General features: G+C 69.1%; 27 protein-coding genes and 2 tRNA genes. 18 read left to right on the top strand and 11 right to left on the bottom strand.

Translation table 11 applies throughout. From position 1 onward, the window contains the following. Window positions 1-483: 483 nt before the first annotated feature. The gene (locus MKK64_RS19855; protein WP_243936621.1) at window positions 484-2,403 is read right to left on the bottom strand and encodes a DUF6538 domain-containing protein; all 1,920 of its coding nucleotides are present in this window, start codon (window positions 2,401-2,403) and stop codon (window positions 484-486) included. 120 nt (window positions 2,404-2,523) lie between these two features. After that, window positions 2,524-2,598: transfer RNA gene (locus MKK64_RS19850), tRNA-Gln, on the bottom strand. 75 nt (window positions 2,599-2,673) lie between these two features. Here MKK64_RS19850 and MKK64_RS19845 point away from each other — a divergent pair. Both MKK64_RS19845 and MKK64_RS19840 read left to right on the top strand, forming a co-directional pair. Next, the gene (locus MKK64_RS19845; RefSeq protein WP_243936620.1) at window positions 2,674-3,414 is read left to right on the top strand and encodes an SDR family oxidoreductase; all 741 of its coding nucleotides are present in this window, start codon (window positions 2,674-2,676) and stop codon (window positions 3,412-3,414) included. 157 nt (window positions 3,415-3,571) lie between these two features. Then, the gene (locus tag MKK64_RS19840; protein WP_409567278.1) at window positions 3,572-5,188 is read left to right on the top strand and encodes a peptide chain release factor 3; all 1,617 of its coding nucleotides are present in this window, start codon (window positions 3,572-3,574) and stop codon (window positions 5,186-5,188) included. A gap of 31 nt (window positions 5,189-5,219) precedes the next feature. On the opposite strand, the gene MKK64_RS19835 is transcribed toward MKK64_RS19840, so the two are convergent. Together MKK64_RS19835 and MKK64_RS19830 are read right to left on the bottom strand one after the other, a co-directional pair. Continuing rightward, window positions 5,220-5,672: a response regulator gene (locus MKK64_RS19835; RefSeq protein WP_147725058.1), complete on the bottom strand. Its 453-nt coding sequence runs from the start codon at window positions 5,670-5,672 to the stop codon at window positions 5,220-5,222. A gap of 121 nt (window positions 5,673-5,793) precedes the next feature. Further along, window positions 5,794-6,261 (bottom strand): BLUF domain-containing protein, encoded by a 468-nt coding sequence (locus MKK64_RS19830; protein WP_147725060.1) that lies wholly within the window; start codon window positions 6,259-6,261, stop codon window positions 5,794-5,796. A 240-nt stretch (window positions 6,262-6,501) separates the two neighbouring features. Between MKK64_RS19830 and MKK64_RS19825 the strand changes: the two genes are divergently transcribed. From MKK64_RS19825 to MKK64_RS19810, 4 genes are all read left to right on the top strand, one after another. Next, window positions 6,502-7,935, top strand: a complete 1,434-nt coding sequence (locus MKK64_RS19825) for a flagellar hook protein FlgE (RefSeq protein WP_243936619.1) — start codon at window positions 6,502-6,504, stop codon at window positions 7,933-7,935. A gap of 45 nt (window positions 7,936-7,980) precedes the next feature. Further along, window positions 7,981-9,828 (top strand): flagellar hook-associated protein FlgK, encoded by a 1,848-nt coding sequence (gene flgK, locus MKK64_RS19820; protein ID WP_243936618.1) that lies wholly within the window; start codon window positions 7,981-7,983, stop codon window positions 9,826-9,828. 10 nt (window positions 9,829-9,838) lie between these two features. Beyond that, complete coding sequence (locus MKK64_RS19815) at window positions 9,839-11,656, top strand: hypothetical protein (protein ID WP_243936617.1); 1,818 nt, start codon at window positions 9,839-9,841, stop codon at window positions 11,654-11,656. A 163-nt stretch (window positions 11,657-11,819) separates the two neighbouring features. Then, a complete protein-coding gene (locus MKK64_RS19810) occupies window positions 11,820-12,182 on the top strand; it encodes a porin (protein ID WP_243936616.1) in 363 nt (120 codons plus the stop codon). Between the two features lie 5 nt (window positions 12,183-12,187). On the opposite strand, the gene MKK64_RS19805 is transcribed toward MKK64_RS19810, so the two are convergent. From MKK64_RS19805 to MKK64_RS19795, 3 genes are read right to left on the bottom strand one after another with little or no spacing between them, the layout of a single operon-like run. Then, window positions 12,188-12,661, bottom strand: a complete 474-nt coding sequence (locus tag MKK64_RS19805) for a hypothetical protein (protein ID WP_147725071.1) — start codon at window positions 12,659-12,661, stop codon at window positions 12,188-12,190. Then, complete coding sequence (locus MKK64_RS19800) at window positions 12,651-13,031, bottom strand: rod-binding protein (RefSeq protein WP_243936614.1); 381 nt, start codon at window positions 13,029-13,031, stop codon at window positions 12,651-12,653. Before MKK64_RS19800 ends, MKK64_RS19805 begins: the two co-directional genes overlap by 11 nt. A 35-nt stretch (window positions 13,032-13,066) precedes the next feature. Then, entirely contained in the window at window positions 13,067-14,197 is a 1,131-nt protein-coding gene (locus tag MKK64_RS19795; protein ID WP_147725074.1) for a flagellar basal body P-ring protein FlgI, read from the bottom strand. A gap of 238 nt (window positions 14,198-14,435) precedes the next feature. Between MKK64_RS19795 and MKK64_RS19790 the strand changes: the two genes are divergently transcribed. The 3 genes from MKK64_RS19790 to MKK64_RS19780 all read left to right on the top strand — a co-directional run bounded on the left by MKK64_RS19790 (window position 14,436) and on the right by MKK64_RS19780 (window position 15,685). After that, window positions 14,436-14,861 (top strand): flagellar assembly protein FliX, encoded by a 426-nt coding sequence (locus tag MKK64_RS19790; protein ID WP_147725076.1) that lies wholly within the window; start codon window positions 14,436-14,438, stop codon window positions 14,859-14,861. Window positions 14,862-15,009: 148 nt separating this feature from the next. Next, a tRNA-Arg gene (locus MKK64_RS19785) sits at window positions 15,010-15,086 on the top strand. Between the two features lie 296 nt (window positions 15,087-15,382). After that, window positions 15,383-15,685: a hypothetical protein gene (locus MKK64_RS19780; RefSeq protein WP_147859572.1), complete on the top strand. Its 303-nt coding sequence runs from the start codon at window positions 15,383-15,385 to the stop codon at window positions 15,683-15,685. 25 nt (window positions 15,686-15,710) lie between these two features. Here MKK64_RS19780 and MKK64_RS19775 read toward each other — a convergent pair whose 3' ends face one another. Together MKK64_RS19775 and MKK64_RS19770 are read right to left on the bottom strand one after the other, a co-directional pair. Then, window positions 15,711-16,145 (bottom strand): hypothetical protein, encoded by a 435-nt coding sequence (locus MKK64_RS19775; RefSeq protein WP_147859571.1) that lies wholly within the window; start codon window positions 16,143-16,145, stop codon window positions 15,711-15,713. Window positions 16,146-16,241: 96 nt separating this feature from the next. After that, window positions 16,242-16,565, bottom strand: coding sequence for a hypothetical protein (locus tag MKK64_RS19770; protein WP_147859570.1), 324 nt, complete (start codon window positions 16,563-16,565; stop codon window positions 16,242-16,244). Window positions 16,566-16,758: 193 nt separating this feature from the next. Between MKK64_RS19770 and MKK64_RS19765 the strand changes: the two genes are divergently transcribed. Continuing rightward, on the top strand, window positions 16,759-16,998 hold the full coding sequence (locus MKK64_RS19765; protein ID WP_147724686.1) for a hypothetical protein: 240 nt from the start codon (window positions 16,759-16,761) through the stop codon (window positions 16,996-16,998). 10 nt (window positions 16,999-17,008) lie between these two features. Here the strand turns inward: MKK64_RS19765 and MKK64_RS19760 are convergent, their stop codons facing one another. After that, window positions 17,009-17,251 (bottom strand): DUF6894 family protein, encoded by a 243-nt coding sequence (locus MKK64_RS19760; RefSeq protein WP_147724688.1) that lies wholly within the window; start codon window positions 17,249-17,251, stop codon window positions 17,009-17,011. Window positions 17,252-17,424: 173 nt separating this feature from the next. Here MKK64_RS19760 and MKK64_RS19755 point away from each other — a divergent pair, with 173 nt between their 5' ends. The 5 genes from MKK64_RS19755 to MKK64_RS19735 all read left to right on the top strand — a co-directional run bounded on the left by MKK64_RS19755 (window position 17,425) and on the right by MKK64_RS19735 (window position 21,464). Beyond that, window positions 17,425-17,931, top strand: a complete 507-nt coding sequence (locus tag MKK64_RS19755) for a GAF domain-containing protein (protein ID WP_243936612.1) — start codon at window positions 17,425-17,427, stop codon at window positions 17,929-17,931. A 157-nt stretch (window positions 17,932-18,088) separates the two neighbouring features. Continuing rightward, complete coding sequence (locus MKK64_RS19750; RefSeq protein WP_243936610.1) at window positions 18,089-18,364, top strand: hypothetical protein; 276 nt, start codon at window positions 18,089-18,091, stop codon at window positions 18,362-18,364. A gap of 236 nt (window positions 18,365-18,600) precedes the next feature. After that, window positions 18,601-19,785, top strand: a complete 1,185-nt coding sequence (locus tag MKK64_RS19745; protein WP_243936608.1) for a YihY/virulence factor BrkB family protein — start codon at window positions 18,601-18,603, stop codon at window positions 19,783-19,785. Between the two features lie 61 nt (window positions 19,786-19,846). Continuing rightward, window positions 19,847-20,278 carry a peptide-methionine (R)-S-oxide reductase MsrB gene (msrB, locus tag MKK64_RS19740; protein WP_147729550.1) on the top strand — a complete coding sequence of 144 codons (432 nt, stop codon included), beginning with the start codon at window positions 19,847-19,849 and terminating at the stop codon, window positions 20,276-20,278. Between the two features lie 265 nt (window positions 20,279-20,543). Next, on the top strand, window positions 20,544-21,464 hold the full coding sequence (locus MKK64_RS19735) for a hypothetical protein (protein ID WP_243936606.1): 921 nt from the start codon (window positions 20,544-20,546) through the stop codon (window positions 21,462-21,464). A gap of 89 nt (window positions 21,465-21,553) precedes the next feature. Here MKK64_RS19735 and MKK64_RS19730 read toward each other — a convergent pair whose 3' ends face one another. Further along, window positions 21,554-21,979, bottom strand: coding sequence for a L,D-transpeptidase (locus MKK64_RS19730; RefSeq protein ID WP_243934567.1), 426 nt, complete (start codon window positions 21,977-21,979; stop codon window positions 21,554-21,556). 258 nt (window positions 21,980-22,237) lie between these two features. Here MKK64_RS19730 and MKK64_RS19725 point away from each other — a divergent pair, with 258 nt between their 5' ends. The 3 genes from MKK64_RS19725 (at window position 22,238) to MKK64_RS19715 (ending at window position 25,632) form a co-directional block, all read left to right on the top strand. Continuing rightward, a complete protein-coding gene (locus tag MKK64_RS19725) occupies window positions 22,238-23,629 on the top strand; it encodes a dicarboxylate/amino acid:cation symporter (RefSeq protein WP_243936603.1) in 1,392 nt (463 codons plus the stop codon). Beyond that, the gene (locus MKK64_RS19720; RefSeq protein ID WP_243936602.1) at window positions 23,626-24,552 is read left to right on the top strand and encodes an ROK family protein; all 927 of its coding nucleotides are present in this window, start codon (window positions 23,626-23,628) and stop codon (window positions 24,550-24,552) included. Before MKK64_RS19725 ends, MKK64_RS19720 begins: the two co-directional genes overlap by 4 nt. A gap of 69 nt (window positions 24,553-24,621) precedes the next feature. After that, window positions 24,622-25,632, top strand: coding sequence for an ArsR/SmtB family transcription factor (locus MKK64_RS19715; RefSeq protein ID WP_243936599.1), 1,011 nt, complete (start codon window positions 24,622-24,624; stop codon window positions 25,630-25,632). Window positions 25,633-25,682 lie beyond the last annotated feature (50 nt).

Genomic DNA, 25,682 nt, shown 5'->3' with positions numbered 1-25,682 from the left:
CCGCCGCACGGTGACGAGCGTCCTGCGCATCCTGGGTCGTGCGCAGGAGCGACGGTTCGTGAACGTCCATCGCATACTGTCCGCCTCCCGCCCACGCCGATCGTAGCATCCTCCGCCAACCTGCCGCGAAGGAGACCTTTGGAGGGTCCGAGAAGGGTCGTGAGCGGTCCCAGGGGCTATGTCCGCTTCGATGCATCCGCTCTCCGGAAGCGGACGAGCAGGAAACCACCCTACCCGGTCATAGATGTCAGCGTCAGGAATAGCCTGTAAGCGGAAATTGCGGCCGCATCCTCGTGCCGCAAACGGCTTTTACGCACACGGCTGATTGCATTAAAGCGAGTTCTCTTTCGGAACGCAGGTAAAGCGTTTTAAACAATCTTGACTGTCGCATTGTATAATCAACACTTTCGGGCGCATATCAGCTTTTATATTATAATTAATATTGCGCCGATCAAAGCCCAATACGAATCGTCCTGTCGTATTCTATAGGGCCGACGGCTGTCTTGGATGGAACGCTGCGCAAGGACCGTCGGTCGGCGCCGCTTCCATCATTCTCTTCAAGTCTATCGGAAGAACAAGTCGATCGATGACATTTTTGAGCATTAACAGGGTTTGGCCCTTATTGTAACGCTTGATTTCAGAACGCCTTTCCTTGCTTTCATGGCCGATGAGCTCTTCCACGAATTCTCGCTGAACCCCGACATTGCAAAGAAGCGTTGTCACCGTGTGCCGGAAGGAATGAAACACCACCTCATTACGCACGCCGTATTCCGATTTGAAGCGCTGAAACCACTTTCCGAAGGCGCTGCCAGATGACGCGCTGTCGCCGTCGTCGAGATCATCCTGTTGCTCGGGGCCTTCATCGCCCTCCGGCAAGAGCAATTTATGCTGTCCTCGTCCGTGTACCAACGCTTCAAGCAAGCCCAGCTTCAGCAGATTTTGATGAAGAGGGACCCAGCGGGCACTGCCCTCCGCTTTCAGCTCGAGGGTTCGTTCCGTCAAATTGAAGTACCAAATACCGGTCTCTGCATCCTGCACGACGTGCCGCACGCGGAGCTGGAAGAGTTCGCCACGACGCATACCGCTGTGACAGCCGATCAGGACGCCCCAGTACCGCTCGTCGCGCAGGACGTTCGGTCCCGGCCTTTTCCAGCTCCGACGACTTCGAACACCCGTGAACAAGGGTGCATTCAGAACGGCCGCGAGTTCGGTCTGATCCCACATCGGCCGTTCGTCTCGCGCTCTATGGAGCTTTCCTCGCGCGCGCTTCAGGTTGATGTGCAGACCTTCGAAGATCGAGGGGAGACCCTTGGCGACGACTTCGTTGGTCTGGGCCCAAGGCCAGATGCCCGACAAGGCGGCCAGGTGCCGATTGAAGGTTTGCGGCTTCAGTCGATCGATCCCGGGCTTGCCGCTGCAATGGTCGATCAAGCCACGGATGCCGCACCGGCGCTGGATGTCGCGCCACTCGGTGTTCTTGTCGTAGTTGGCCGGCAACGCGAGCAGAGCACGCTTGAAGGCAGCCCCATCCGCCGACCCATAGGCGCTCAGCGGCTTGTCCCCGCAGATCTCGACGAACATGCGTCCCGTCGACCGGGCTTGCCGTTCATTCGACGCTTTCCAGTCACCGCTGTCGACGCGGTCCCGCGCATAAATCGCCCAGCTCTCGCTAAAAAGGTTTTGTGCCCCGCGCAGCATCGCGGGTTCTGGTGCCCTGGGCTGGGAGAGCGGAGCCGGTGCGATCGTACGACGGGTCGTCGTGTGCCGAGGGTGGTGAGGCAGAACGACGTCGCGGAGAAAGGTCAGCTTATCCTCGGTGATCGTGATGTCGGCGTCGAGCAAGGCGCGGCAAAGCGCGTTTGCATGGGGGTACGAGTCGAGGTCGATCTCGTTGCGCGCAGCGAGATCCTTTGCGGTGTCGCGAACGGCCGTAAAATTGTTGAGTGATCGGTCGCGCTTCAGGCCGTTCAATCGGCTCTCATAAAGGTCGAGCCATTCGGCTGGGTCATTAAGGGTCCCCTTCGGAGCGTCCGGGGCGGGATCGCTGCTATCGTCGATCTCGTCTTCGCAGGCCGGGCTGTCGGACGGAGGGAGATCCTCGAGTTCCGGAAAGTGCCCAATGGTGGCGAGCAGGCCATCGTGCTTGAGAGTCTCGGATTCGAGGTACTCTTCCGCGAGCCGAGCGATATCGGCGCGCGTGAGAGACCGGTTGAAACGGACGAGGGTGAACAAGGTCTCTGTCCCATCCCACAGGCGTTGCGCCATCCGACGAGCCTCGCCGGGCGTGGCGTGGCCGAGAGAGCGCAGGATCTCACACTGGCCGAACCGCTGGCGCAGGTCACGGGGGATGATACGGCGAAAAAAGACCGTTTGTCGGCGACGGCGGAGGTGGGTGCGAGACAAGGCAGGAATCCCTGCCGTCCGGACAAGTGGACCTCCCGAGTGGACCTGGACGGAGCGGTCGGCCCGGGCGGGTCCGAAAACAGCCGAGAAATCAACGGTCGGCTAAGAATCCTGGGCCTTTGGCTGGGGCGCCAGGATTCGAACCTGGGAATGGCGGTACCAAAAACCGCTGCCTTACCACTTGGCGACGCCCCACCAGAGGACGGCGCTGTCTAGACGCGGATGCGCGGACAGGCAACTGGTTTGACGGGGGCGGTGGAGAGGCGCGCGATGGGCGGCAGGGTGGCTTTGGTGACGGGGGCGGGGTCCGGCCTCGGGCGGGTCGTGGCGTTGGCGCTCGGGCGGGCCGGCTATGCCGTCGTGCTGGCCGGGCGGCGGCGCGCGGCTCTGGACGCGGTGGCGGGCGAGATCGGCGCCGCGCTCGTCGTCGAGGCCGACGTCACCGATCCGGCCTCGGTGGATCGGCTGTTTTCCCGCGTGGCGGCGGCGCATGGCCGGCTCGACCTCTTGTTCAACAATGCCGGCACCTTCACGCCGGCCGCCGCCATCGACGCGGTTTCGCTCGAGGATTGGCGCGCCAGCGTCGACACCAACCTCACCGGCGCGTTCCTGTGCACGCAGGGCGCGTTCCGGATGATGAAGCGGCAGGATCCCCGCGGCGGCCGGATCATCAACAACGGCTCCGTCTCGGCCCACGTGCCGCGGCCGCACTCGGCGCCCTACGCGGCCACCAAGCACGCGGTCACCGGGCTGACGCGCGCGACCTCGCTCGACGGGCGGCCCTACGACATCGCCTGCGGCCAGATCGACATCGGCAACGCCGCCACCGAGATGACCGACGGGTTCGCCGCCGGCGTCCGGCAGGCCGACGGGTCGATCCGGCAGGAGCCGGTGATGGATGCGCGGCACGTCGCCGAGGCCGTTCTCTACATGGCCGGGTTGCCGCTCTCGGCCAACGTCCAGTTCATGACGCTGACCGCCACGGCGATGCCGTTCATCGGCCGCGGCTGAGCCGGTCGCTTCGCCCGCGCGTCTTTGCCAAGCGGCGGCCGGGCGCCTAGAGGAGGGCGCAAAGGTCGGTCGCCCCGTTCGAAGGGTGTGCAGGCCCGCCCGAAACTCCACGACACCGACCCCGGATGCGGGTCCGAGAGCCGTTTTGACGATGCTGATGCAGCCGCAGACCAAGACCGAGGCGAGGCCGCCCGCCGATCCGGTGGCGCGGCGGCGCACCTTCGCGATCATCTCGCACCCGGATGCCGGCAAGACCACGCTGACGGAGAAGCTGCTGCTGTTCGGCGGCGCGATCCAGCTCGCGGGCGAGGTCAAGGCCAAGCGCAACCGCGTCTCCACCCGCTCGGACTGGATGGGCATCGAGAAGGAGCGCGGCATCTCGGTCGTCACCTCGGTGATGACCTTCGAGTACGGCGACTGCGTCTTCAACTTGCTCGACACGCCGGGCCACGAGGATTTTTCCGAGGACACCTATCGCACCCTCACGGCGGTCGATTCCGCGGTGATGGTCATCGACGCCGCAAAAGGCATCGAGGCGCGGACGCGAAAACTGTTCGAGGTGTGCCGGCTGCGGGACATCCCGATCGTCACTTTCGTGAACAAGCTCGACCGCGAGGCGCGCGAGCCCTTCGAGCTGCTCGACGAGATCGAGAAGACGCTGGCGCTCGACGTCGCGCCGATCACCTGGCCGATCGGCCGCGGCCGCAACTTCGCCGGCACCTACGAGCTCGGCGGCAACCGGGTCCGCCGCTTCGACGCGGCCGACGACGCCGGGACGGAAGCGGTCGCCGGCTTCGCCGATCCGCTGTTCGACCGGCTGCTCACCGAGAACGGCGAGGCCGATGCCTGGCGCGAGGAGGTCGAGCTCGCCGAGGGCGGGCTGAAGGCCTTCGATCTCGAGGCGTTCCGCGAGGGCCATCTCTCGCCCGTCTTCTTCGGCTCGGCCCTGCGCAATTTCGGCGTGCGCGACCTCATCGACGGGCTCGCCCGCTTCGCGCCGCCGCCGCGCGGGCAGGATTGCGACAAGCGTACCGTCGCCCCGACCGAGCCGAAGATGACCGGCTTCGTCTTCAAGATCCAGGCGAACATGGATCCGAACCACCGTGACCGCATCGCCTTCATGCGGGTCTGCTCCGGCCAGCTCCGGCGCGGGATGAAGGCGAAGCTCGTGCGCACCGGCAAGCCGATGTCGCTCTCGGCCCCGCAATTCTTCTTCGCGCAGGACCGCGCCATCGCCGACGAGGCCTTCGCCGGCGACGTGGTCGGCATCCCGAACCACGGCACGTTGCGCATCGGCGACACGCTGACCGAGGGCGAGGACATCGTCTTCCGCGGCGTGCCGAGCTTCGCCCCCGAATTGCTGCGCCGGATCAAGCTCACCGACGCGATGAAGGCGAAGAAGCTGCGCGAGGCGTTGCAGCAGATGGGCGAGGAGGGCGTCGTCCAGGTCTTCGTGCCGCAGGACGGCTCGGGCGCGATCGTCGGCGTGGTCGGCGCGCTGCAGCTCGACGTGCTGAAGGAGCGGCTCCAGGGCGAGTACGGCCTGCCGATCGACTACGACGCGACGCGCTTCTCGGTCTGCCGCTGGGTCGCGTCGGATTCGGAGGCCGAGCTCGACAAGTTCATCGATTCGCACGGCTCGGCCATGGCGAAGGACCTCGACGGCGCCCCAGTGTTCATGGCGACCACCGCGTTTTCGCTGCGCTACGAGGAGGAGCGCTACCCGGCGGTGCGCTTCACCGACATCAAGGACTACCAGAAGCGCCAGGCCTGAGCGCCGGCGCGGATCGGCCGCCGGCGCAGGATCAGTACTTGCCCAGCATCGGGAAATCGACGCTGAGCGTCGATTCCGAGGCCATCGGCGCCTCGCGCTTGCGCGGCTTGCGGTTGAGGACCTGCTTCAGCTTGGTCTTCAGCACCGCCATGTCGAACGGCTTGAGGATGAAGGCGTCGGCCCCGGCCTGGTGGGCGACGTTGATGTCCTCGAAGTTGAACGACGTCTCGGTCAGGATGAAGGGTGTGTTCATCAGCGCGTCGTCGGCGCGAATCTCGCGCAGCAGGCTGATGCCGTCCATCGGCTCCATGTCGAGGTCGGAGATGACGAGGGCGTATTTCCGCTCGCGCAGCCGCTCCAGCGCCACGACGCCGTCGGTCACGCCCTCGACATCCGGGAAGCCGATGCGATTCATCAGCATCACGATGAGGCGCAGGAGCTTTTCCTGGTCGTCAATGATGAGGATCGGTGGCGTCTCGGTCATGACATCGTCTGCGGCATGGAGCGGGCCGTGGGTTCAAGGTCCGATCGCGAGATTGGGTGAAAGGGATGAAAAAACTGCTCTCTTCCATCCCGGAGATTGCACCGGAATGAAATGACCCGCCTTAGATGAAGAGGTGGTCGATGCCCTGCTTGGACATCTCCTCGGCCTGAAGCGCGAGCGCCAGCGCGTGGATCGAGCTCGCCTTGGGCGTGCCGCGCTGGAACATCGGCAGCAGGTTCGCCTTGGCGAAGTGCGGGTCGGTCGTCGACGAGCGGATGCTGCTGCGGCAGGAATTGACGAACTCGCGCTTGGTGATCTCGCGCCATTCGCAGATCTGCACGTCGCGGTGGCGGTCGTCGGCGAAGATGCGGTTGAAGGTCTCGTGCACCGAGGTGCGCTCACCCTCGATCACCTGCGCGGCGAAGTTCTGCTCCACCAGCAGGAAGCTGGTGATCACCGAGAACTCGTTCTTTTTCTGCGCGTGCCGGGTGATCTCGCCGACCTGGCCGGTGCGGACCTGCACGTCCGACGACAGGGTCAGGCGCGAGAAGTAGATCAGGTGGACGAGGCTCGTTCGTTTGGCACGCATGTGGGTCCCGAGTCCCGCGGACGACGTCGGGTTCTACCGCGCCAACGATAAGGGCCGGTAAACGCTGCCGCAGCCGGCAGAAGCTGCCGGGTCGGCGGACCGGAACGGCGGGTTTCTGCCGGGTTCGGCGACGGCAGCTCAACGATATCAAGGGCTTAGCCCTGGCACGGCGGTTGCGCGCCGATCCCCGATCAGGCGACCGCCACATGTGCGTCGCCGACCCGGGAAAGACGGCGCGCCATGGACATCTTCACCGCGTTGCAGACGGCGGTCTCGGGCCTGAAGGCCCAGTCCTACGCCATCGACAACATCTCCGGGAACATCGCGAACTCGCAGACCACCGGTTACAAGCGCATCGACACGAGCTTCGTCGACCTGCTCGCCGAGCAGACGCCGAAGCATGAGGTCGCCGGCACGGTGCTGGCCCAGTCGCAGCTGACCAACAGCCTCCAGGGCAACATCGCCTCGTCGACCGTCGCGACCAACATGGCGGTCAACGGCGACGGGTTCTTCACCGTCCAGGCCAAGACCGGGGACGCCAACGGGCAGGCCGCCTTCTCCGGCACGCCGGTCTATACCCGGCGCGGCGACTTCGCCCCGGACAAGGACGGCTTCCTCGTCAACGGCGCCGGGAGCTACCTGCAGGGCCAGAACTACGATGCGGTGACGGGCCAGGTCTCGAGCTCCGGCCCGATCAAGATCGCCAACCAGACGCTGGCGGCGAAGCCGACCACCACGATCACCTACGGCGCGAACCTGCCGGCGACGCCGGCCACGACCAACGCGTCCAAGGCCGGTGGATCCGCGCTCTACACGCCGGAGGACGCCAACGGGCTCCCGGACACCAGCGCGCTCGTCACCGCGACCGACGGCACCGCCACGGCGAACAAGCAGGTCAGCGCCGGAAACGCTCCCGCGTTCGTCAACAGCAGCATCGCCGGCCCGTCGCTGACCGCCTACACCACGACCGGCGCACCGGTTCAGGTCACCACCCGCTGGGCGAAGATCCAGGACGCCAAACTCGCGGATGCGACCACGACGCCGGCGACCGCGGCCCAGCCGGCGATCTGGAACCTGTTCTACGCCGCCGACAGCTCGGCCGACCAAACCAAGAGCGCCTGGACCAACGCGGGCAGCGGCTTCACCTTCGACAACAGCGGACAGCTGATCCAGCCCTCCGGCGGCGACGCGACGATCACCGACATGACGGTGAACGGGACCAATCTCGGCAGCATCAACATCGCCTTCGACAAGACCACGCTGACCCAGTACGCCGCCGCGTCCGGCGCGGTGACCACGAACGCCCTGACGCAGGACGGCTACGCAGCCGGAACCCTAAACTCCGTCTCGGTCGGGACCGACGGCAGCATCATGGGCGCCTTCTCGAACGGCTCCTCGGTGAAGCTCGCCTCGGTCGGCATCGCGCGCTTCATCAATCCGGACGGGCTCAAGCCGCTGTCGAACGGGACCTACGCGCAGACGCTCGATTCGGGCGTGCCGCTGGCCGGCCTCGACGGGTCCACGATCGTGGGCGCCAGCGTCGAATCGTCGAACACAGACATTGCAAGCGAATTTTCAAAGATGATCGTTACCCAACAGGCGTACTCGGCCAACACGAAGGTGATGTCGACCGCGCAGACGATGATGTCGGACCTGCTCAACATCATCCGCTGAGGTCATGTCATCCGCACGCGGCAGTGAGAGAGGACCTCCGGCGCCATGGCTCTGAACGCCCTCCAGACGGCCACCGCCGGCCTCAAGGCGACGCAGACCGCCATCGGTCTGGTCTCGCAGAACGTCGCCAACGCGAGCACCGCCGGCTACGTCAAGCGGACGATCACCACAATCTCGTCCGGCGTCGGCAATTCCGGCGTGTCGACCGGGACGATCACGCGCAGCTTCGACGCCGCCGCCCTGAAGCAGCTCCGCCTCGAGACCGCCGGCTCCGCCTATACCAGCACCAGGGCCGACATCGCGGGGCAGGTCGACACGCTGTTCGGCACGCCGGGCAGCGCGACCGCGCTCGACGGCCTGGTCAACACCTTCACCGGCTCGCTTCAGACCTTGGCCGCGAACCCGACCTCGGCCGCCGCCCGCACGACGGTGCTCAACGCCGCCTCGGGCCTCGCCGGCAGCATCAACGGCATCGCGACGAGCGTCCAGGCCCTGCGCAGCGGCATCGAGGCGAGCCTCGGCACCCAGACCGCCAGCGCCAGCACGCTGCTGAGCGGCATCGCCGCGCTCAACGTGAAGATCCAATCGACCACGGACGATTCCACCCTGGCCGACCTGCAGGACCAGCGCGACCAGAAGATCACCGAGCTGTCCGGCTACCTCGACATCCAGACCGCCGACCAGCGCGACGGCACCGTCTCGATCTCGACCAGCTCCGGCGTGAACCTCGTTGCCGGCGGCACGGCGGCGACGCTCAGCTTCGACGGCCGCACCACCCTCGGGCCCAACTCGGCCTATTCGAACGATCCATCGAAGCGCAGCGTCGGCACCATCACGGCAACGACGCCCGGCGGCGGCAAGATCGACCTCGGCGAGCCGGGCGTGCTGCGCTCCGGATCGATCGCCGCCAACCTCGAGCTTCGCGACACGACGCTGCCGCAGGTGCAGCGCCAGCTCGACGACCTCGCCGCCGGGATGGCGAGCGCGCTCACCGACACCAGCACGACCGGCACCGCCAGCGGGGCGGGCACGGCGATCGACCTCACCGGGATGCAGCCCGGCAACACGCTGACCCTCACGGTGAAGGCCGCGAACGGGTCGATGCGCAACGTCATCCTGATCGCGTCGAAGGACGACTCGACGTCGGTCGACCCGAGCCTGACCGACGACGGCACCGCGCTGGCGCAGACCTTCGACGTCACCAAGGGCCTCGCCGGCGTCCAGCTTGCGCTGGGGAAGCTCGGCGGCGGCTATGGCTCGGCGCTGTCCGCGACCGCCAGCGGCTCGACCGTCACGGTGTCGGGCAGCGGCGGCCTCAGCGTGGTGGCCGCCACGGCGACGAAGACCGCGCCGACGAGCGCGACCGACTTCTCCACCGCCTACCCGCAGATCGCGCTGTTCGTCGACGGATCGGGCAAGGGCCTGTTCACCGGGTCGTTCGATGCCGGCTCGCAGCTCACCGGCTTCGCGCAGCGCATCACCGTCAACCCGGCCCTCGGCGCCAACACCGCGGCGCTGACGGCGCCGGGACCGGCGAACACCGGGTCGAGCGCCACGCGGGCGCAATTCGCCTACGACGCGCTGACCACCGCGCAGCAGACCTTCTCGTCGTCTAGCGGGATCGGCGGGGTCGCCGCGCCCTACGCGACCAGCGTGACCAGCTTCGCGCAGGACATCATCGCCGCGCAGGGAGCGGCGGCCGCCAACGCGTCCAGCCTCGATTCGGGCCAGAGCGTCGCGCTCTCGACCGCTCAGGGCCGGTTCGCGAAGTCGGCCGGCGTCAGCGTGGACGAGGAGATGTCGAACCTCATCGCCCTGCAGACCGCCTATTCCGCGAACGCCCGGGTGCTCACCGCCGCCCGCGACATGCTCGACACCCTCCTGCGGATCTGAGGGACAGCCCATGACGACGATCAGCCCCTTCGCCGCCGGCAGCTACCTGACGACGCGGTCGACCTCGCAGCTCCTCGCGATGAAGAGCCAGCTCGACGCCCTGACGACGCAGCTCTCCACCGGGCGCACGGCGGAGACCTATGGCAGCCTCGGCGCGGGGCGGAGCAGCAGCCTCACGGCGCGCGCCACGCTGAGCGCGCTCGACGGCTACGATGCCGGGATCGACGCCGCGCAGACGCGGGTCCAGCTGGCCTCCACCAGCCTGCAGCAGATCACGACGCTGACGAGCGACCTGCGCCGCGGCATCGCCACGAATCCGCAAGGCGTCGGCACCACCGTCACCGCCCAGCTCGGTCGGGCCGACCTCGACGGCGCCATCGACGCCTTGAGCCAGAGCTCGGCCGGGCAGTACCTGTTCGGCGGCCGGACCACCGACACCGCGCCGGTGAAGTCGACCGACATCATCCTCAACGGCGACAGCACGACGACGCCGAAGCAGGACGGCCTCGCGACCCTGGTCGCGCAACAGAAGGCCGCCGACCTGGGAGCCGACGGCCTCGGCCGGCTCCAGCTCGGCGCGACCAGCGCCGGCAACACGTTCCAGCTGTCGGAGGACCAAGCCGACACCACCGGCGAGACGCGCGCGAATTTCGGGTTCCGCCTCGTTTCGGCGACCGCCACCGGCGCGATCACGGCCGCCGCGACGAACACCGCCACGCCCGCGACGGTGACCGGGCTCGATCATGCGCCGGTCGCCGGAGAGAGCTTCCGCGTGACGGTCAATCTCGCCGACGGCAGCCAGAAATCCTTCGACCTCACGGCGTCCGCATCCGTCCCGGCGGGTTCGACCACCGCGTTCGGCCTGTTCGGATCGCCTGCGGCCGCCGCCGCCGGGCTGAACGCTTTCGCCGCAACGCAGGGCGGCACCGTCGCCAGCGTCCAGAGCGGCAACACGCCGGTCCTGAACGCGACCTTCGGCGGCGGCGCCTATGCGGCCTACGACATCGGCCTGTCGGGCCAGCCCAAGGTCGGCGACAGCATCACGATCGAGCTGGCGCTGCACGACGGCACCAAGACCAGCGTGACGCTCACCGCGGCGGCGAGCGGCACAACGGCCACGACCGGCACCTTCGCCATCGGCGCGGACGCGGCAACCACCGCGGCCAACATGAAGGCGGCGCTGACCACCGCGCTGGGGGCGGCCGCCGCCGGCCCGCTCTCGGCCAGCTCGACCACCCGCGCCGCGGAGGACTTCTTCTCGGCCTCGACCGCCTCCGGCCAGACGCCCAAGCGCATCGATACGTCCGGCGCGACGCCGACCTACAAGGACGCCGCCTCGACCGACACCGTGATCTGGTACCAGGGCGACGCCGCGAGCACCGATCCGCGCGCCACCGCCTCGGTCCGTGCCGGCGCCAATCTCGACGTCCCGGTCGGCGCGCGCGCCAACGAGGTGCCGATCCAGAAGGCGCTCGCGGGCTTCGCCGCGCTCGCCGTCGACGGCATGGCCGATCCGAGCGGCAGCACCGTCACAGGCCGGTACGCGGCCCTGACGAGCCGGACCTCCACCCTCCTGGGCAAGGCCTCGGACGATCCGAGTCTCGAATCGATCGCCGTCGATTTCGGCCTGGCCGCCAGCACCCTGACCTCGGCGAAATCCCAGAACGCGGCGACGCGGCTGACGCTGCAGAACACCGTCGACGGCGTCGAGAGCGCGCCGATCGAGGAGGTCGCTTCCAAGCTGCTGGAGATGCAGAACCGGCTCCAGGCGAGCTACCAGATCACCTCGTCGCTCTCGAAGCTATCGCTGGTGAACTACATGAGCTGACGCCGGCGCAGCGGGACGGATTGATCGTCCTTGATCCGGCGGGCTATCCTGCTTCGGCATGGCGCGGGCACCCGCCCGCTCGCCATCGGATCGCGCACGCCCCCGCATGGCCCGACGCGCTGGGCAGGGGACGTGTGGGCCGATCGAACCGCCGGGGGCCGCGATGCGTGAACAGGGAAGGCCGGCGGCGGGGCAAGGCGTCGTCGGGCAATCGCATCGCATCGCCGGCGTCATCCTGATCGCTGCGATCGGGCTGTCGCCGTGCGAGGCCCGCGAATGGGAGAAGGCGCCGCCCAAGGCGACGTCTCAGCCGTGCCCGGGATACGGCACCGGTTTCGTGCGCGCACCGGGCAGCGCGACCTGCATGCGCCTGTCGGGCCGCGTCCGCGCCGGCGCCGACCTGAGCGCCGGCCGCGAGGTCGCCGTCGCCCCGATGGCGGCGGGGCGCTTCGCGATCGACACCCGCACCGAATCCGATCTCGGGCCGGTCCGCACCTTCGTCCGGATCGGCAACGGACGGCCGTGAGAGATCTACAGGGTGCGTGAGAACGAGAGCGGCCCGCTGGCGTTGCCGCGGCCGTAGGGGGAGGGCGCCCGCGACGGCTGGCCGTAGACGCTCGGGGTGTTGGCGCGGCCGAGGTCGGCGGCGAGCGACTTGATCAGCCCCTCGGAGACCGTCCGCGCCGTGCCGAGCACCGCCTGGTTGGCCTCGACGGCCTGCGCGAAGCGACGATGGGCGCCCTTCAGCAATTCGACGCCCGCCGGCGCGAAGCGCGCCAGCGCGACCGCGTTGGCCTTAGCCACCTCGAGCCCCTGAAGGTAGGCGCCGGCCAGGGCCGCCTTGGCCTCCGCCTCGGCCAGACCCTCGCGCAGGCGGCCGACGCGGACATGGCCGGTCTCGGCGGCGAGCACGGATTCCAGCGCCTGCATGGTGGACATCACCTCGGCGACGAGGGCGTCGGCGCCGGCACGGTCGGAGACGCGGAAGGCGGGATTAAGTGGCATGGGCCGCCCCCGCGCCGGCACCGGCGCCGCCCTGCATCTTCATCATCTCGGAAAACACCTGGTTGGCGATGCCGACGCCGCCGCTCTTCATGATCTGGCCGGCATATTCCTTGGTCAGCATCGAGCGGTAGACGCCGCCGCCGGTGCCGTTCTCGCCGAGGGGCCCGTCGGTCCCCTCCGACTGGGTCAGCCGGTCGAGGGACGATTCCAAGAACATCGACTCGAAGTCGTTCGCGGTCTTGCGCGCCTTCTTCGTGGCGGCCTCCGTCGAGGCCTGGGCGGTCTTCGAGGTCGTGTCGGCCACGGCGCCGGTGATGGCCTTGCCGACGCCGATGGCGGCGGAGACCGCGAAGGTTGCGAGCGGTAGCATCGTCTAGTGTCTCCGGAGCTTGGGGGAGGGGGGCATCACATCAGCTCGATGTCGGCCTGCAGCGCGCCCGCGGCCTTGATCGCCTGCAGGATCGAGATCAGGTCGCGCGGGCCGACGCCGAGGGCGTTGAGGCCGTCGACGAGGTCGCGCAGGGTCACGCCCTCCTTGACCAGGGCGAGCTTGTTGCCGTCGCCGGTGTCGACCTTCACGCCGGTGCGCGGCACCACCGTGGTGCGCCCGTTCGAGAGCGGGGCCGGCTGGCTGACCTGCGGCTGCTCGGTGATCGTGACGGTGAGGTTGCCCTGGGCGATCGCCACCGTAGAGACGCGCACGTCGCGGCCCATCACGATGATCCCCGAGCGCTCGTCGACCACCACCCGGGCGGTCTGGTCCGGCTCGACCTTGAGCTGCTCGATCTCGGTGATCAGGCGGATCATGTTGCCGTTGTACTTGGCCGGGATCTGGATCGTGACCGTGGCCGGGTCGGTCGGCTCGGCGGTGTCGGAGCCCATGAAGTCGTTGATCGCGGCGGCGATCCGCTTCGAGGTGGTGAAGTCGGGGTTGCGCAGCGACAGCCGCAGCGAGCGGGCGTCGGTGAGCTTGAACGCGATCTCGCGCTCGATGTTGGCGCCGTTGGCGATGCGCCCGTTGGTGGGCACGCCGCGGGTGATCTTGGCGGCATCGCCCTCCGCCGAGAAGCCGGCGATGGCGACGGAGCCCTGCGCCAGCGCGTAGACCTCGCCGTCGGCGCCGAGCAGCGGCGTCACCAGCAGGGTGCCGCCCTGGAGCGACTTCGCGTCGCCGAGCGACGAGACGGTGACGTCGATGCGGGTGCCCTGCGCCGCGAAGGGCGGCAGGCTCGCCGTCACCATCACCGCGGCGAGGTTCTGCGTGCGCATCGTCGCGCCGCGGGTGTTGACGCCGAGGCGCTCCAGCATCGCCTGCAGCGACTGCTTGGTGAAGGGGATGTTGTTCAGGGTGTCGCCGGTGCCGTTGAGGCCGACGACGATGCCGTAGCCGACGAGCTGGTTGGCGCGGACCCCCTCGATCTGCGCGAGGTCCTTCACCCGCGACAGCGCCATCGCCGCCGTGCCGCCGAGCACGAGCAGGGCGGCCGCCAGGACGAGGCGCAGGAGATCGCGGATCTGGGCGTGGCGCTGGGGCATGCCGGGCTTTTCGGGGTTGCGGACCCGCACTCTCCTGCCAGCGCCGTGCCAGGCGGCCGAAAAGCGCAACCCGCTGAAAACGCAGACCTCTCTTCGGACGCGGCGCCTTCGGGACCGATCGTGAGCCGCGCGTTCCCTGCCGACCCGGCAGCTTCTGCCGGGGCTTTTACCGCTCGTTAACCGTGTCGAACCGACACTCGGCACAGGCCCCTCCGGCCCGTCGGGAGCGATCGAAGCGATGCGTGTCGAGAATCGTCCGGGACCTCTCGGGACGACCTCCGTCGGAGGCACGCGCAGGGCCGAGTCCGGCCCGAGCTTCCAGGTCGGCTCCGGGCCGGGTGCCCAGCGCACCGCCGGCACGGGCGCGACAACCACGCTCGCCGGCCTTGATGCGATGCTGATGCTGCAGGGCGAGCCGGACACCCCGCACGAGCGCCGCCGCCGCTCGGCGCGGCGCGGTCACGACCTGCTCGACGGGCTCGACCGGCTGAAGGCCTCCCTCCTGTCCGGCCGCGTCGCCACCCACGAGCTGTTGGTCATCGCCGGGCGCCTCTCTGAGCGCGCCGAGACCTGCGGCGATCCCCGCCTCGACGGCCTGATCGCCGACATCGAGCTGCGCGCCGCCGTCGAACTGGCCAAGGTCGAAGCCGCGCGCGGCGTCTGACGCAAATCATCGGGGCTGCCGTCGAACGCGCGATGCGACCCGACCGCGGCGCAGCACGGCGCGTTCGCCCCGGCGCGACCTGGGAACCGGTGACGCCCAGGGTTGACCGCAGGATGGACCCATGGCTCATACCGTCGTCGGCACCCCTGACTCCGTAGCTCAGCTGGATAGAGCAGCCGCCTTCTAAGCGGCAGGTCGTTGGTTCGAGCCCAACCGGGGTCGCCACCGCTCCGTGCGGCCGCAGACGGCGCGAGACGCTGTCGGCATCGGCACCCGATCATCGTCCGGTTCTTCGATTCGGCATCGCGTCGCCTGCCGCCTCTGCCCCGCACCGCATCGTCGACCAGGGCATCTCCGATACCTCCTTCGGACGATCGGGACCGTTGGAAGGGTTCCGCGTGAGGAAAGCCCGCGGGACTTCGCGCCCAATCGCAGAATCGACAATCATCAAAAATTAAGACAAGTCCGCCGCGATTGCGTTACTTGGGTCTCGTCAACTCAGTTCCGACTTGGAGGCACCAATGATCCCTTATCGCGTGAGCGTGCTGGCACCCAACGCCGACGACGACCGAAGCCATAAGGTGATGGTGTTCGGCACCTATGCCGACACCGATGGCGAGGCCTTGCGGACCGTGTCCGGCGCGATGCCGGACGGGTGGCGGGTGGATCGCATTGCCGGTCTTCTGTCTCGGGCCGAGGTCGAACAGCTGCGCCTCGCTCACGGCGAGGTCCGCGAAGTCTCGTCCTTCACCATCGATGGCTTGCTGACGCCCGAGGATGCGCTCTATGCCAGCCAAGAGCGTTCGCGGCCCGAAGCGCCGTGAGTGCCCGGTGAGCCGGATGGCGGGCTCATCGCGGGGCGAACACGGTGATGTTGCTGTTGAGCTGATACGTTCCGGTCGGCGGCGTGTTCACGAAGCGCAGGTAGATCGGGCTCTCGCCGAGGATCGCGCCGAAGGACGGCGTGACCGGCATCGGAAAGCACTTGGCGAGGGCCGCGTCGGCCGCCTCCTGATAGTGCCGCTGCGCCTCGGCATCGCCCTTGAGCTGGCGCGCGATGATGCGCGGCGTGCCGCGGATCGCCCCCGTCTTGTCGAGGCCGAAGCGGTAGGCGAGGAGCGAGCCGTCCGTGCCCGCCGGCACCGTCCAGCACGTCGCGAGGGCGGACCGCATGTCCGCCCAGTTGTTGGCTCGCGCTCGCGCTTCGGGTTCCGCCCCGGCCGGCCCGGCGATGCCGCAGAGCACCGCCGCGGCGGCGGCGAGACGGGCGGGGACGGTTCGCATCGGCGAGCGCTCCTGTGGGAACGGCGCCCCTTCGCGCCATCCGCGTCAACGTGCCGAAGGCCGCTCGGGCTTCACGTCCGTCGCGTTCCGCGCGCCTCACCGCTTTCCCCCTCGGATCAGCCGGAGACCGCCCATGCCCGGCGGCAGGTCGGGCGGACCCGCCCGGTCGAGGTCCGGAAAGTGGGCCTGGCACCTTGGCACGTACTGGTTGCCCCTTCGCGCGCCCGGTCGTTCCCGCCAGGGGCAATCGAGGGCGATGCGCTCCAGCACGTCCGCCAGCGGGGTCTCCGGGCCGAACTTCGCCGCAAGGCGCGCGAGGCGGTAGCTCCCGCTCCGGTGCGGGCAAAGGGTGCAGGCCACCCGGACGACGATGAAGGGGTAGGCCGCGAGGCATGGGACCTCTGGCCGTCTCGGTGGCACCGCATCGACTCCCTGGCTCAACCCACGGTGAGAACGAACAAGGAACGAGGCATGCCACCATTGGTTCGGTCAAGCTCGATCCCGACATGCCTCCGGGATCTGTCCCGGGCTTAGCCGCAGGGCGGGGCGGCGACCGGGTGGCGAACTCGTCCGGCGGATGCTTAGAGACCCGCCCGCCACCGCAGGGATGCCGATGCACTGGCCCGCCGCCTACGCCGACTTCAACGTCTTCCGTCGCCGCCGGAGGCCCGAGCTGCGCTGCGCCGTCCGGCAGGATCGTCCGGTCCCGCGCTTCATCGACGGCGCGATCTGGGAGTTCAGCGGCACGGTGGTGGGCGAGCGGCCGCCGGCCGGCTTCCAGTCGCTGGAGGCCCATGAGGCGATGCTTTCGGCCGGCTACTACCTGTTCCGGTCGCCCGGCGCGCGGAACTGATAGCGGCCCTTCACACCGCGTCCACCTCCTCGAGATCGAGCGTGAGGGTGGCCCGCATGACGACCTTGCCGTTCTGATCCCGGACGATGGCGAGGTAGTCCTGTCGGTCCGAGACGGCGTCGAGCAGCTGGGCCACCCGCCGCATCACCTGAACCAGCCGCGCCTGCGCGGCCGCGATGTCGGGGAGGTCGAAGCCCTGGGTGTCGCGGACGAAGTTCGTTCCGTCGTGAAGGTCGATGTAGAACAGCGGCATCGCGCGCACCTGCCGTCGGCAAGCCCGCTCCGTACTACGCAGGGGGCGGCGTCCGGTACGGATACGTGGTCGCAGGTCGCACCCGGACCGTGGCGTCGTCGGCCGCGGTGAAACCTCCGCAGGATGCTTCGCATCGCGTGCACGGGAGCCGCTTGGCTGATAGGGTGCGCGCCATGGATGATGCACGTCTCGAAGAGGCTCGCGCCCGGCTCCTCACGGTCTCGTCGCTTCCCGACCTGGTGGCCGCCCTGCGGGACACCGCCCGTACGATCGCCGGCGCCGACGGCATCTCGGTGGTGCTGCGGGACGGCGAGTTCTGCCACTACGTCGCCGAGGACGCGATCCGGCCGCTGTGGAAGGGGCGCCGCTTCCGACTGCAGGACTGCATCTCCGGCTGGGTCATGCTGAACAAGCGCCCGGCCGTCGTTCCCTACATCGAAGGCGATCGTCGCCTGCCCGTCGAAGCGTATCTGGCGACGGCGATGTGCAGCCTGGTGATGATCCCGATCGGCGTGCCGGAGCCCGTGGCGGCGCTCGGCGCCTACTGGAGCGCCTGGGTCGAGCCCGACGACGCCACGGTCTCGCGCCTGCAATCGCTCGCCGACATGGCGACGGCAGCCCTCGCGCGCATGCGCCCGGTGGCAGGCGGCGCCCTCCTGGAGCCAGCACTCAGCGCCTGAGCAGGCCCCCCGCATCGGCGTCCCGACGCGTCGCGCAGGATCGAAGCCATGGGCTGCCGGGACGATCCCCGAATAACGCCCGCGCTGTGCCGGAACGTCGCACCCCAACCCTGGGTTAGCAAACGCGTGGTTCACGCCGAAACCAGGGAGAAACGCCATGAAAATCCTCACGCTGGCTCTCGCCGGCACGCTGATGCTCGGGTCCGCCGCCATCGCGGCGGAGGGTGGCTCGGGCACCACCAAGTCCGGGACCATGAACAGCACCGGCCCGAACGACGCCGGTGCCGGGTCGTCCCCGGGCGCGGCCGGAAGCGGCCCGACAACGGGCGCCAAGAGCCGCTCCGGAACGTCCAACAGCACCGGCGCCAACGATGCCGGGGCCGGCTCGACGCCCGGCGCATCCGGGAAGGGCACCGCCGCACCGACCCGCTGAGTCGCGGCCGACCTAAATCGGGTGCCGGGCTCCAGCCCCGGCATCCGCCTGCGATGAGACGCGCCGCCGGTGCGGACTCGACGAACGGTCGAACCTTCGCCACACCCCGCGCGCGATCGCGAAAGCCCGATCCGCCCCGCGGAAGACCGGCCGGCGTGGTGGGCGCCGGGGAACGCACCGCAGCAGCCGACGTTCTAGCCGGGAAGCGCGGCTGTTCGCGCCCGGGTCCTCTCAGAATGTCTACGCCCAACCCCGGTCCGAGGAGCCCGTCGTCGGAGGACGGCTCGGTCGTCTGGATCCTGATGCTGGGATCGGCGCTGATCGCCCTCGTGGCGGCGCAGACCCGGAAAGGCACGCCGGCGGTCCAGCCCGCGGCCGAGCGGGTGGTCGAGCGGCGTCCGCCGCAGCGAGTGGCGCCGAGCGGGCAGGCGGGAGCGCGCTCGCATTCCGGCCGGGCGGCCCAGCGCATCGCCGAGACCCAGCCCGAGCGCGGCCGCGCCGCGACCAACCCGACCGAGATCACCGCCGCCGGCTGGAAGGACGTCGCGGTGCGCACCTTCCTCGAGTTCAACAAGGACCGGGTCCTGTCGGTGGCGGCGGGCGTCACCTTCTACACCCTGCTCTCTCTGTTTCCGGCGGTCGCGGCGCTCGTCTCCTGCTACGGCCTGTTCGCCGACGTGAACGTGATCAACGATCACCTCGCCAGCCTCCAGGGCGTGCTGCCGTCCGGGGCAATCGAGATCATCGGCGATCAGGTCAAGCGCATCGCCGCCAAGGGCGGCGGCACCCTCGGGCTGACGTTCTTCACCAGCCTGGTGCTGTCGCTGTGGAGCGCCAACGCCGCGATGAAGGCGATGTTCGACGCGCTCAACGTCGTCTACGAGGAGGAGGAGAAGCGCAGCTTCGTCATGCTGAACCTGCGCTCGCTCACCTTCACCGTCGGCGCCCTGGTGTTCACGATCTTCGCACTCGCCTCGATCGTGGTGCTGCCGGTGGTGTTCAACTTCATCGGCATCAGCGCCGGCGCCTGGTACGTTGCGGCCCTGCGCTGGCCGGCCCTGGTCCTCGTGCTGCTCGGTGGCCTGTCGCTGCTCTACCGCTACGGCCCGAGCCGCGAGCGCGCGCGCTGGCGCTGGGTCGGCGTCGGCAGCGTGGTCGCCGGCCTGCTCTGGCTCGTCGCCTCGCTGCTGTTCTCCTGGTACGTGGCGAGCTTCGGCAACTACAACGAGACCTACGGGTCGCTCGGCGCGGTGATCGGCTTCATGACCTGGATCTGGATCTCCTCGACGATCGTGCTGCTCGGCGGCGAGATCAACGCCGAGATCGAGCATCAGACCGGGCAGGACACCACGACGGGCGCGGCGCTCCCGCTCGGCGAGCGCGAGGCGCGCATGGCGGACACCGTCGGCGCGGCGGCGTGACGGGCTCGCAGCGTCAGCCCTCCGGCCCCATATCGGGCGGATCATGCATGCGGAGGACGCGATGAGCGGATCGGACACGATGTCGGCGCCGGAGACCCGGACCGAGGCCGAGTGGCGGGCGGTGCTCTCGCCCGAGCAGTACCGGGTCTTGCGCGAGCACGGCACCGAGCGCGCCGGAACGAGCTGCCTGCTGGCCGAGAAGCGTCCCGGCACCTTCACCTGCGCCGGCTGCGGCACGCCGCTCTTCGTCAACGAGACCAAGTTCGAGTCCGGCACCGGCTGGCCGAGCTTCTTCGAGCCGCTGCCCGGCGCGGTGGAGACCCAGGTCGACCGCAGCCACTGGATGGTACGCACCGAGGCGCATTGCGCGCGCTGCAAGGGGCATCTCGGCCACGTCTTCGACGACGGCCCGGCGCCGACCGGCCTTCGATACTGCATGAACGGAGCATCCCTGGCGTTCACGCCGAAGGAGCCCGGGCCGGACTCGGTTTGAGGCAGGATAGTAAACGCTATCCAAGGTCCTGCGCCGCCGCGGTCTTGATTTCGGCGGCTTTTTGCTTAGTCCCTGAGTGATCGATGGGCAGCGAAGGCCCTGTCCGAAGCGGACGTGACGCGTGCGCCGCCAGGATCGACCCGCGGGACGGCCTCGCGCTCTGCGTGTGGCGCGGCCTTTCCAGCGGTCTTCGTCGCACGGAGCAGAACGGGCCGAACGGCCGGCGGTCACCGACCGCCGGAGCGTCCTTGAGCGGAGGTTGAGTATGAGCGTCGTCCGGCGGTTTCTCGTGGCACCGGCCCTGGTGCGTCTGATCCGCAAGGAGCGCGGCGGCGCCCGTATCACCGAAGGCTACTTCGCGCCGCAGGGCGGGCGGACCTCGTTCGTCCGGGTCGACGGGCAGCAATGCCATCTCGTCCTGATCACCAAGGATGCGGAGGGCGCCTCCGCCGAGGAGCGCACGGACGTGCCCCGCGCGCACGGCGACGCGCTGCTCGACGTCTGCTCTGGCAAGGCCGCCTACGACCGTACGGCGGTGTCGCTCGGGACGAAGGAGGCGGTGATCGACCGCTACGTCAGCCCGGGCAGCCTGGATCTCGTCAGCGTCACCTTCGACGAGGCCGGCGAGGCGTCGGCCTTCACCGCGCCGACCTGGTTCGGCCGCGACGTGACCGAGGATGCCGCTTACGACCGCCAGGCGCTGGCGCTCCAGGGCATTCCCTCCACCGGCGAGATCGGCCTGAGCAATGCCGCCCTCGATGCCGTCCTCGACCTGATCGAGCCGCGCTTCGGCTTCGGCCGCTACGGCGCCAACACGCGCTCGGGCGAGAAGCCCGCCGAGAAGGACGGCGTCGTCGACGCGCTGCGCCGGATCGCGGGCACCGGTGCGCCGGCCGCCGCTCCGGTGGCTGCCGCCGTCGCCGCGGCTCCCGTCGTCGAGGCGCCGCCGCCCGCGCCGGAACCGGCCGCAGCCGAGCCGGCGCCGGAGCCCGCAGCCGTCCACCCACCGGAGCCGGAAGCCGCCGCCGAGACGCCGCCTCAGGATGCGCGGATCGACGACGTGATCGAGAGCCTGTCCCAGGCCCTCGGCGCCGCGATCCAGCAGCCGCAGGAGCCCGCCTCCGACGATCCGGCCTCGACCTTCGAACGGTGGACCGTCCGCCCCCGGCGCACGCAGCAGACCTGAGCGTCTGCCGCTTCGGACCCCGACGTCACCGACCTTCGAGGACCGCCGTTGCCCCCGCAGCGGCGGTCCTTCGCGTTCGGCGGGCGACCTCAGTTGCGGATAATCACGCTGGCGCCGCCGTGGCTGCGGGCGAGGCCGAACAGCCGGCTGGCATGGCCGGGCGCGAGGCGGATGCAGCCGTGGCTGGCGCGCCGTCCGAGATGGCCCACCGCGTAGGTGCCGTGGATCGCGTAGCCGCCCCGGAAGAACATCGCGTGCGGCATCGGCGAGCCGTGATACTTGTGCGAGCGCCACATCGGTGCCATCAGCCCGACCCGGAAGTTGCCGTTCGGGGTGACGTAGCCGTTCCGTGCGGTCGAGACCGGCCAATCGTGCGAGAGCGCCCCGTCGACGTAGACGCGCATGCGTTGGCGCGACTGGTCGATCTGGGCGACGATGCCGGCGCTCGCGGGAACGACGAGGGCCAGGCTCAGGAGACCGCTCGCGGCGGTGAGGACGGCACGGACGAGGGGCACGACGAAGCTCCGGTGCTCGGAAAGATCGGCCGACGGACGCGGACGTCCGGCGTCGACTTCGACGCGACCGCGATGACTTCAGTGCCCACTGTACTCTGCCGCGAAAAGACCGTTTTTCCTGTAGGAACAGGTTTTTGTCACACCTTCGGCGTGTCGAAATACTCAGCCGCCGTTGAGGCCCGAAGCCAACTTCGCTAGCCTCCGGCCAAATGGGAGGGTGCACGGCAAGCGTGCACGGGCGAGATCATGGCGCAGGCGATGCACGGTTCGACGAACGTAGCGGTGACCGAGAAGGCGATACGCCCGGATCCCTGGTACAAGGTGCTCTACATCCAGGTGCTGATCGCGATCGCGCTCGGCATCCTGCTCGGCTACCTCAGCCCCGATTGGGGCAAGTCGATGAAGTGGCTCGGCGACGGCTTCATCGCCCTGATCAAGATGATGATCGCGCCGATCATCTTCTGCACCATCGTGCACGGCATCGCCTCGATCGGCGACCTGAAGAAGGTCGGCCGTGTCGGCCTCAAGGCGCTGATCTATTTCGAGGTCGTCTCGAGCTTCGCGCTGCTGATCGGCATCATCGTCGGCGAGGTGGTCCGGCCGGGCGCAGGCTTCGGCGCCGACCTGTCCAAGCTCGATGCCAAGGCGGTCGAGGGCTACGCCAGCAAGGCGGCCGCCGACTCCACCGTCGCGCACATCCTCGGCCTGATCCCGAAGAGCTTCTTCGACGCGATGGCGAGCGGCGACCTGCTCCAGGTGCTGCTGATCTCGATCCTCACCGGCTGCGTGCTGACCGGGATGGGCGCCAAGGGCGAGGCGATCACCCACGGCATCGACGCGGCCGGCCAGGTGTTCTTCCGCATCATCGGCCTGATCGTGAAGCTCGCTCCCATCGGCGCGTTCGGCGCGATGGCCTTCACGGTGGGCCAGTACGGCATCGGCAAGGTCATCGACCTCGCCTGGCTGGTCGGCACCTTCTACACCACCTCGCTGCTGTTCATCTTCGTGGTGCTCGGCGGGATCGCAGCCTTCTGCGGCTTCTCGATCTTCAAGTTCCTCGCCTACATCAAGGACGAGCTCCTGATCGTCCTCGGCACCTCCTCGTCGGAGACGGTGCTGCCGCACATGATGACCAAGATGAAGCGCCTCGGCGCCTCGGATTCGGTCGTCGGCCTCGTTATCCCGACGGGCTACTCGTTCAATCTCGACGGCACCAACATCTACATGACGCTCACGACGCTGTTCCTGGCGCAGGCGGTGGGCGCGGACCTGACCTTCGGGCAGTACGCGACGATCTTCCTCGTCGCGATGCTGACCTCGAAGGGCGCCTCGGGCGTCACCGGCGCGGGCTTCATCACCCTGGCGGCGACGCTGGCCGCGATCCCGGGCACCCCGGTCCCGGTGGCGGCGATGACGCTGGTGCTCGGCGTCGACAAGTTCATGTCCGAGTGCCGCGCGCTGACCAACCTGATCGGCAACGGCGTCGCGACCGTGGTCGTCTCCCGCTGGGAGGGCGAGCTTGACAAGGCCAAGCTCAACCAGGTGATGGCGCACCCCGTCTCGATCGGCACGCACATCTCCGACGAGACGCCCGAGCCGATGACGGTCGAGAGCGGTCCGCGCGCGCCGAAGGTCGCCGCTGCGGAGTGAGCGCATCGCATACCGGGGCGGCCCACCGCCTCGGCATCGATCTCGGAGGCACCAAGACCGCCGGCATCGTCCTCGATGCCGGCGGTCGCGTTCTGGCCGAGGCCCGCCTTCCGACACCCCGGAACGATTACGCCGGCACGGTGCGGACGATCGCTGACCTCGTCGCCCGGCTGGAGGCGGCGGCGGGCGGCACATGCACGGTCGGCATCGGGATGCCGGGCGCGATCTCGCCGGCCACCGGCCTCGTGAAGAACGCGAACTCGCACTGGCTCAACGGGCAACGGTTCGGTGCCGACCTCGAGACCGCGCTCGGGCGGTCCGTCCGCATCGAGAACGACGCGAACTGCCTCGCCGTGTCCGAGGCGGTCGACGGCGCAGGCGCCGGGGCGAGCCTGGTCTGGGCGGTGATCCTCGGGACCGGCGTCGGATCGGGCATCGCCTGGGATCGGCGCCCGCTCGCCGGCCGCGGCCGCATCGCCGGGGAATGGGGCCACAACCCGCTGCCGCGGCCCGGCGACGACGAGCGGCCCGGGCCGGCCTGCTATTGCGGACGTCGCGGCTGCATCGAAACCTGGGTGTCGGGGCCGGGCCTCGCGGCCGACCACGCCCGCCGCACCGGGATCGCAGTCTCGGGCGAGGCGGTGGTCGCGGCGATGCGCGAGGGCGACGTCGTCGCGACAGCGACCTTCGCCGCCTATCTCGACCGGCTCGGCCGCAGCGTCGCGCACGTGGTCAACATCCTCGATCCCGACGTCGTCGTGATCGGCGGCGGGCTCTCGCGGGTCCCGGAACTGATCGCCGGCCTGCCGGCGGCGACTGCACCGCACGTCTTCTCGGACCGCTTCGACACCCCGATCCGCGAGAGCCTGCATGGCGACGCCTCGGGCGTGCGCGGTGCAGCCTGGCTGTGGAACGCCGGATAGCCCGGCGCTCGCCCGCGACGCGCGAAAAGGCACTTGTCACCGGCCGCGATCGGACATAAAGATATCTTTATGTCTAACGATCGCGCCAGCCCGACGGCACCGGTCTCCTTCCCCGACGCGCTGGGCGTGTTGCGGGCGGCGGCGGAAGAGACGCGCCTGCGTATCCTGGCGCTGCTGTCCGAGGGCGAGCTCTCGGTCTCCGACCTTACCGACATCCTCGGCCAGTCCCAGCCGCGGATCTCGCGCCATCTCAAGCTCCTGGTCGAAGCCGGGCTGATCGAGCGCCACCGCGAGGGGGCATGGGCGTTCTTCCGGCTCGCGGAGACCCGCGCCGGCCTGGTCGACCCGCTGATCGCCGGCCTGTCGCGCGACGGCGCGCCGTTGTCCGAGGATCGCGCTCGCCTCGACGCGGTCCGCAGCCAGCGGGCGGAAACCGCAAAGAGCTTCTTCGCGCGGCTGGCACCGAAATGGGACGAGCTACGCTCGCTCCACGTGCCCGAGGCCACCGTCGAGGCGGCGGTGCTGGCGGCTTTGGGCAATCGTCCGGTCCGCAGCCTGATCGATCTCGGGACCGGCACCGGGCGGATGCTCGGGTTGCTGGCGCCGCTCGCCGGGCGGGCGACCGGGCTCGATTCGAGCCACGCCATGCTCTCGGTCGCGCGCGCCAACCTGGAACGGATGGGGTTGGCGCGGGTCGACCTGCGCCAGGGCGACATCCACGCCCCGCCCTTCGCCCGCGGCAGCTTCGACCTCGTGGTGGTGCATCAGGTGCTGCACTACCTCGACGAGCCGGCGCGGGCGCTGCGCGAGGCCGCCCGCCTCGTGGCGCCGGGCGGCCGCCTGCTGGTGGTCGACTTCGCCCCGCACGACCTCGAGTTCCTGCGCGAGTCGCAGGCCCACCGCCGTCTCGGCTTCGCCGCCGATCAGGTCTCGGGCTGGCTGTCCGAGGCCGGGCTCGACACCGTGGTGACCCGCGACCTCGCGCCGACCGAGCAGGCCCAGCTCACCGTCACCCTCTGGCTCGCGGCGGACGGCCGTGTCGCCCCCGAAGCCAACCAGCCCGAACGCGCCGTCGCCTGAGGCGGCCGACGCCCTTCCACGATCGTCTGAACCGAACGACATTGAGGACG

Source organism: Methylobacterium sp. E-025, assembly GCF_022829705.1.
Classification (GTDB): Bacteria; Pseudomonadota; Alphaproteobacteria; order Rhizobiales; family Beijerinckiaceae; genus Methylobacterium.
This window is presented reverse-complemented; position numbering and strand designations above follow the sequence as displayed.

Coding starts and splice junctions, on each gene's coding strand:
- MKK64_RS19845 (WP_243936620.1), top strand. CDS start 2,674: ATGGGCGGCAGGGTGGCTTTGGTGACGGGGGCGGGGTCCGGCCTCGGG.
- MKK64_RS19840 (WP_409567278.1), top strand. CDS start 3,572: ATGCAGCCGCAGACCAAGACCGAGGCGAGGCCGCCCGCCGATCCGGTG.
- MKK64_RS19835 (WP_147725058.1), bottom strand. CDS start 5,672: ATGACCGAGACGCCACCGATCCTCATCATTGACGACCAGGAAAAGCTC.
- MKK64_RS19830 (WP_147725060.1), bottom strand. CDS start 6,261: ATGCGTGCCAAACGAACGAGCCTCGTCCACCTGATCTACTTCTCGCGC.
- MKK64_RS19825 (WP_243936619.1), top strand. CDS start 6,502: ATGGACATCTTCACCGCGTTGCAGACGGCGGTCTCGGGCCTGAAGGCC.
- flgK (WP_243936618.1), top strand. CDS start 7,981: ATGGCTCTGAACGCCCTCCAGACGGCCACCGCCGGCCTCAAGGCGACG.
- MKK64_RS19815 (WP_243936617.1), top strand. CDS start 9,839: ATGACGACGATCAGCCCCTTCGCCGCCGGCAGCTACCTGACGACGCGG.
- MKK64_RS19810 (WP_243936616.1), top strand. CDS start 11,820: ATGCGTGAACAGGGAAGGCCGGCGGCGGGGCAAGGCGTCGTCGGGCAA.
- MKK64_RS19805 (WP_147725071.1), bottom strand. CDS start 12,661: ATGCCACTTAATCCCGCCTTCCGCGTCTCCGACCGTGCCGGCGCCGAC.
- MKK64_RS19800 (WP_243936614.1), bottom strand. CDS start 13,031: ATGCTACCGCTCGCAACCTTCGCGGTCTCCGCCGCCATCGGCGTCGGC.
- MKK64_RS19795 (WP_147725074.1), bottom strand. CDS start 14,197: ATGCCCCAGCGCCACGCCCAGATCCGCGATCTCCTGCGCCTCGTCCTG.
- MKK64_RS19790 (WP_147725076.1), top strand. CDS start 14,436: ATGCGTGTCGAGAATCGTCCGGGACCTCTCGGGACGACCTCCGTCGGA.
- MKK64_RS19780 (WP_147859572.1), top strand. CDS start 15,383: ATGATCCCTTATCGCGTGAGCGTGCTGGCACCCAACGCCGACGACGAC.
- MKK64_RS19775 (WP_147859571.1), bottom strand. CDS start 16,145: ATGCGAACCGTCCCCGCCCGTCTCGCCGCCGCCGCGGCGGTGCTCTGC.
- MKK64_RS19765 (WP_147724686.1), top strand. CDS start 16,759: ATGCACTGGCCCGCCGCCTACGCCGACTTCAACGTCTTCCGTCGCCGC.
- MKK64_RS19760 (WP_147724688.1), bottom strand. CDS start 17,251: ATGCCGCTGTTCTACATCGACCTTCACGACGGAACGAACTTCGTCCGC.
- MKK64_RS19755 (WP_243936612.1), top strand. CDS start 17,425: ATGGATGATGCACGTCTCGAAGAGGCTCGCGCCCGGCTCCTCACGGTC.
- MKK64_RS19750 (WP_243936610.1), top strand. CDS start 18,089: ATGAAAATCCTCACGCTGGCTCTCGCCGGCACGCTGATGCTCGGGTCC.
- MKK64_RS19745 (WP_243936608.1), top strand. CDS start 18,601: ATGTCTACGCCCAACCCCGGTCCGAGGAGCCCGTCGTCGGAGGACGGC.
- msrB (WP_147729550.1), top strand. CDS start 19,847: ATGAGCGGATCGGACACGATGTCGGCGCCGGAGACCCGGACCGAGGCC.
- MKK64_RS19735 (WP_243936606.1), top strand. CDS start 20,544: ATGAGCGTCGTCCGGCGGTTTCTCGTGGCACCGGCCCTGGTGCGTCTG.
- MKK64_RS19725 (WP_243936603.1), top strand. CDS start 22,238: ATGCACGGTTCGACGAACGTAGCGGTGACCGAGAAGGCGATACGCCCG.
- MKK64_RS19715 (WP_243936599.1), top strand. CDS start 24,622: ATGTCTAACGATCGCGCCAGCCCGACGGCACCGGTCTCCTTCCCCGAC.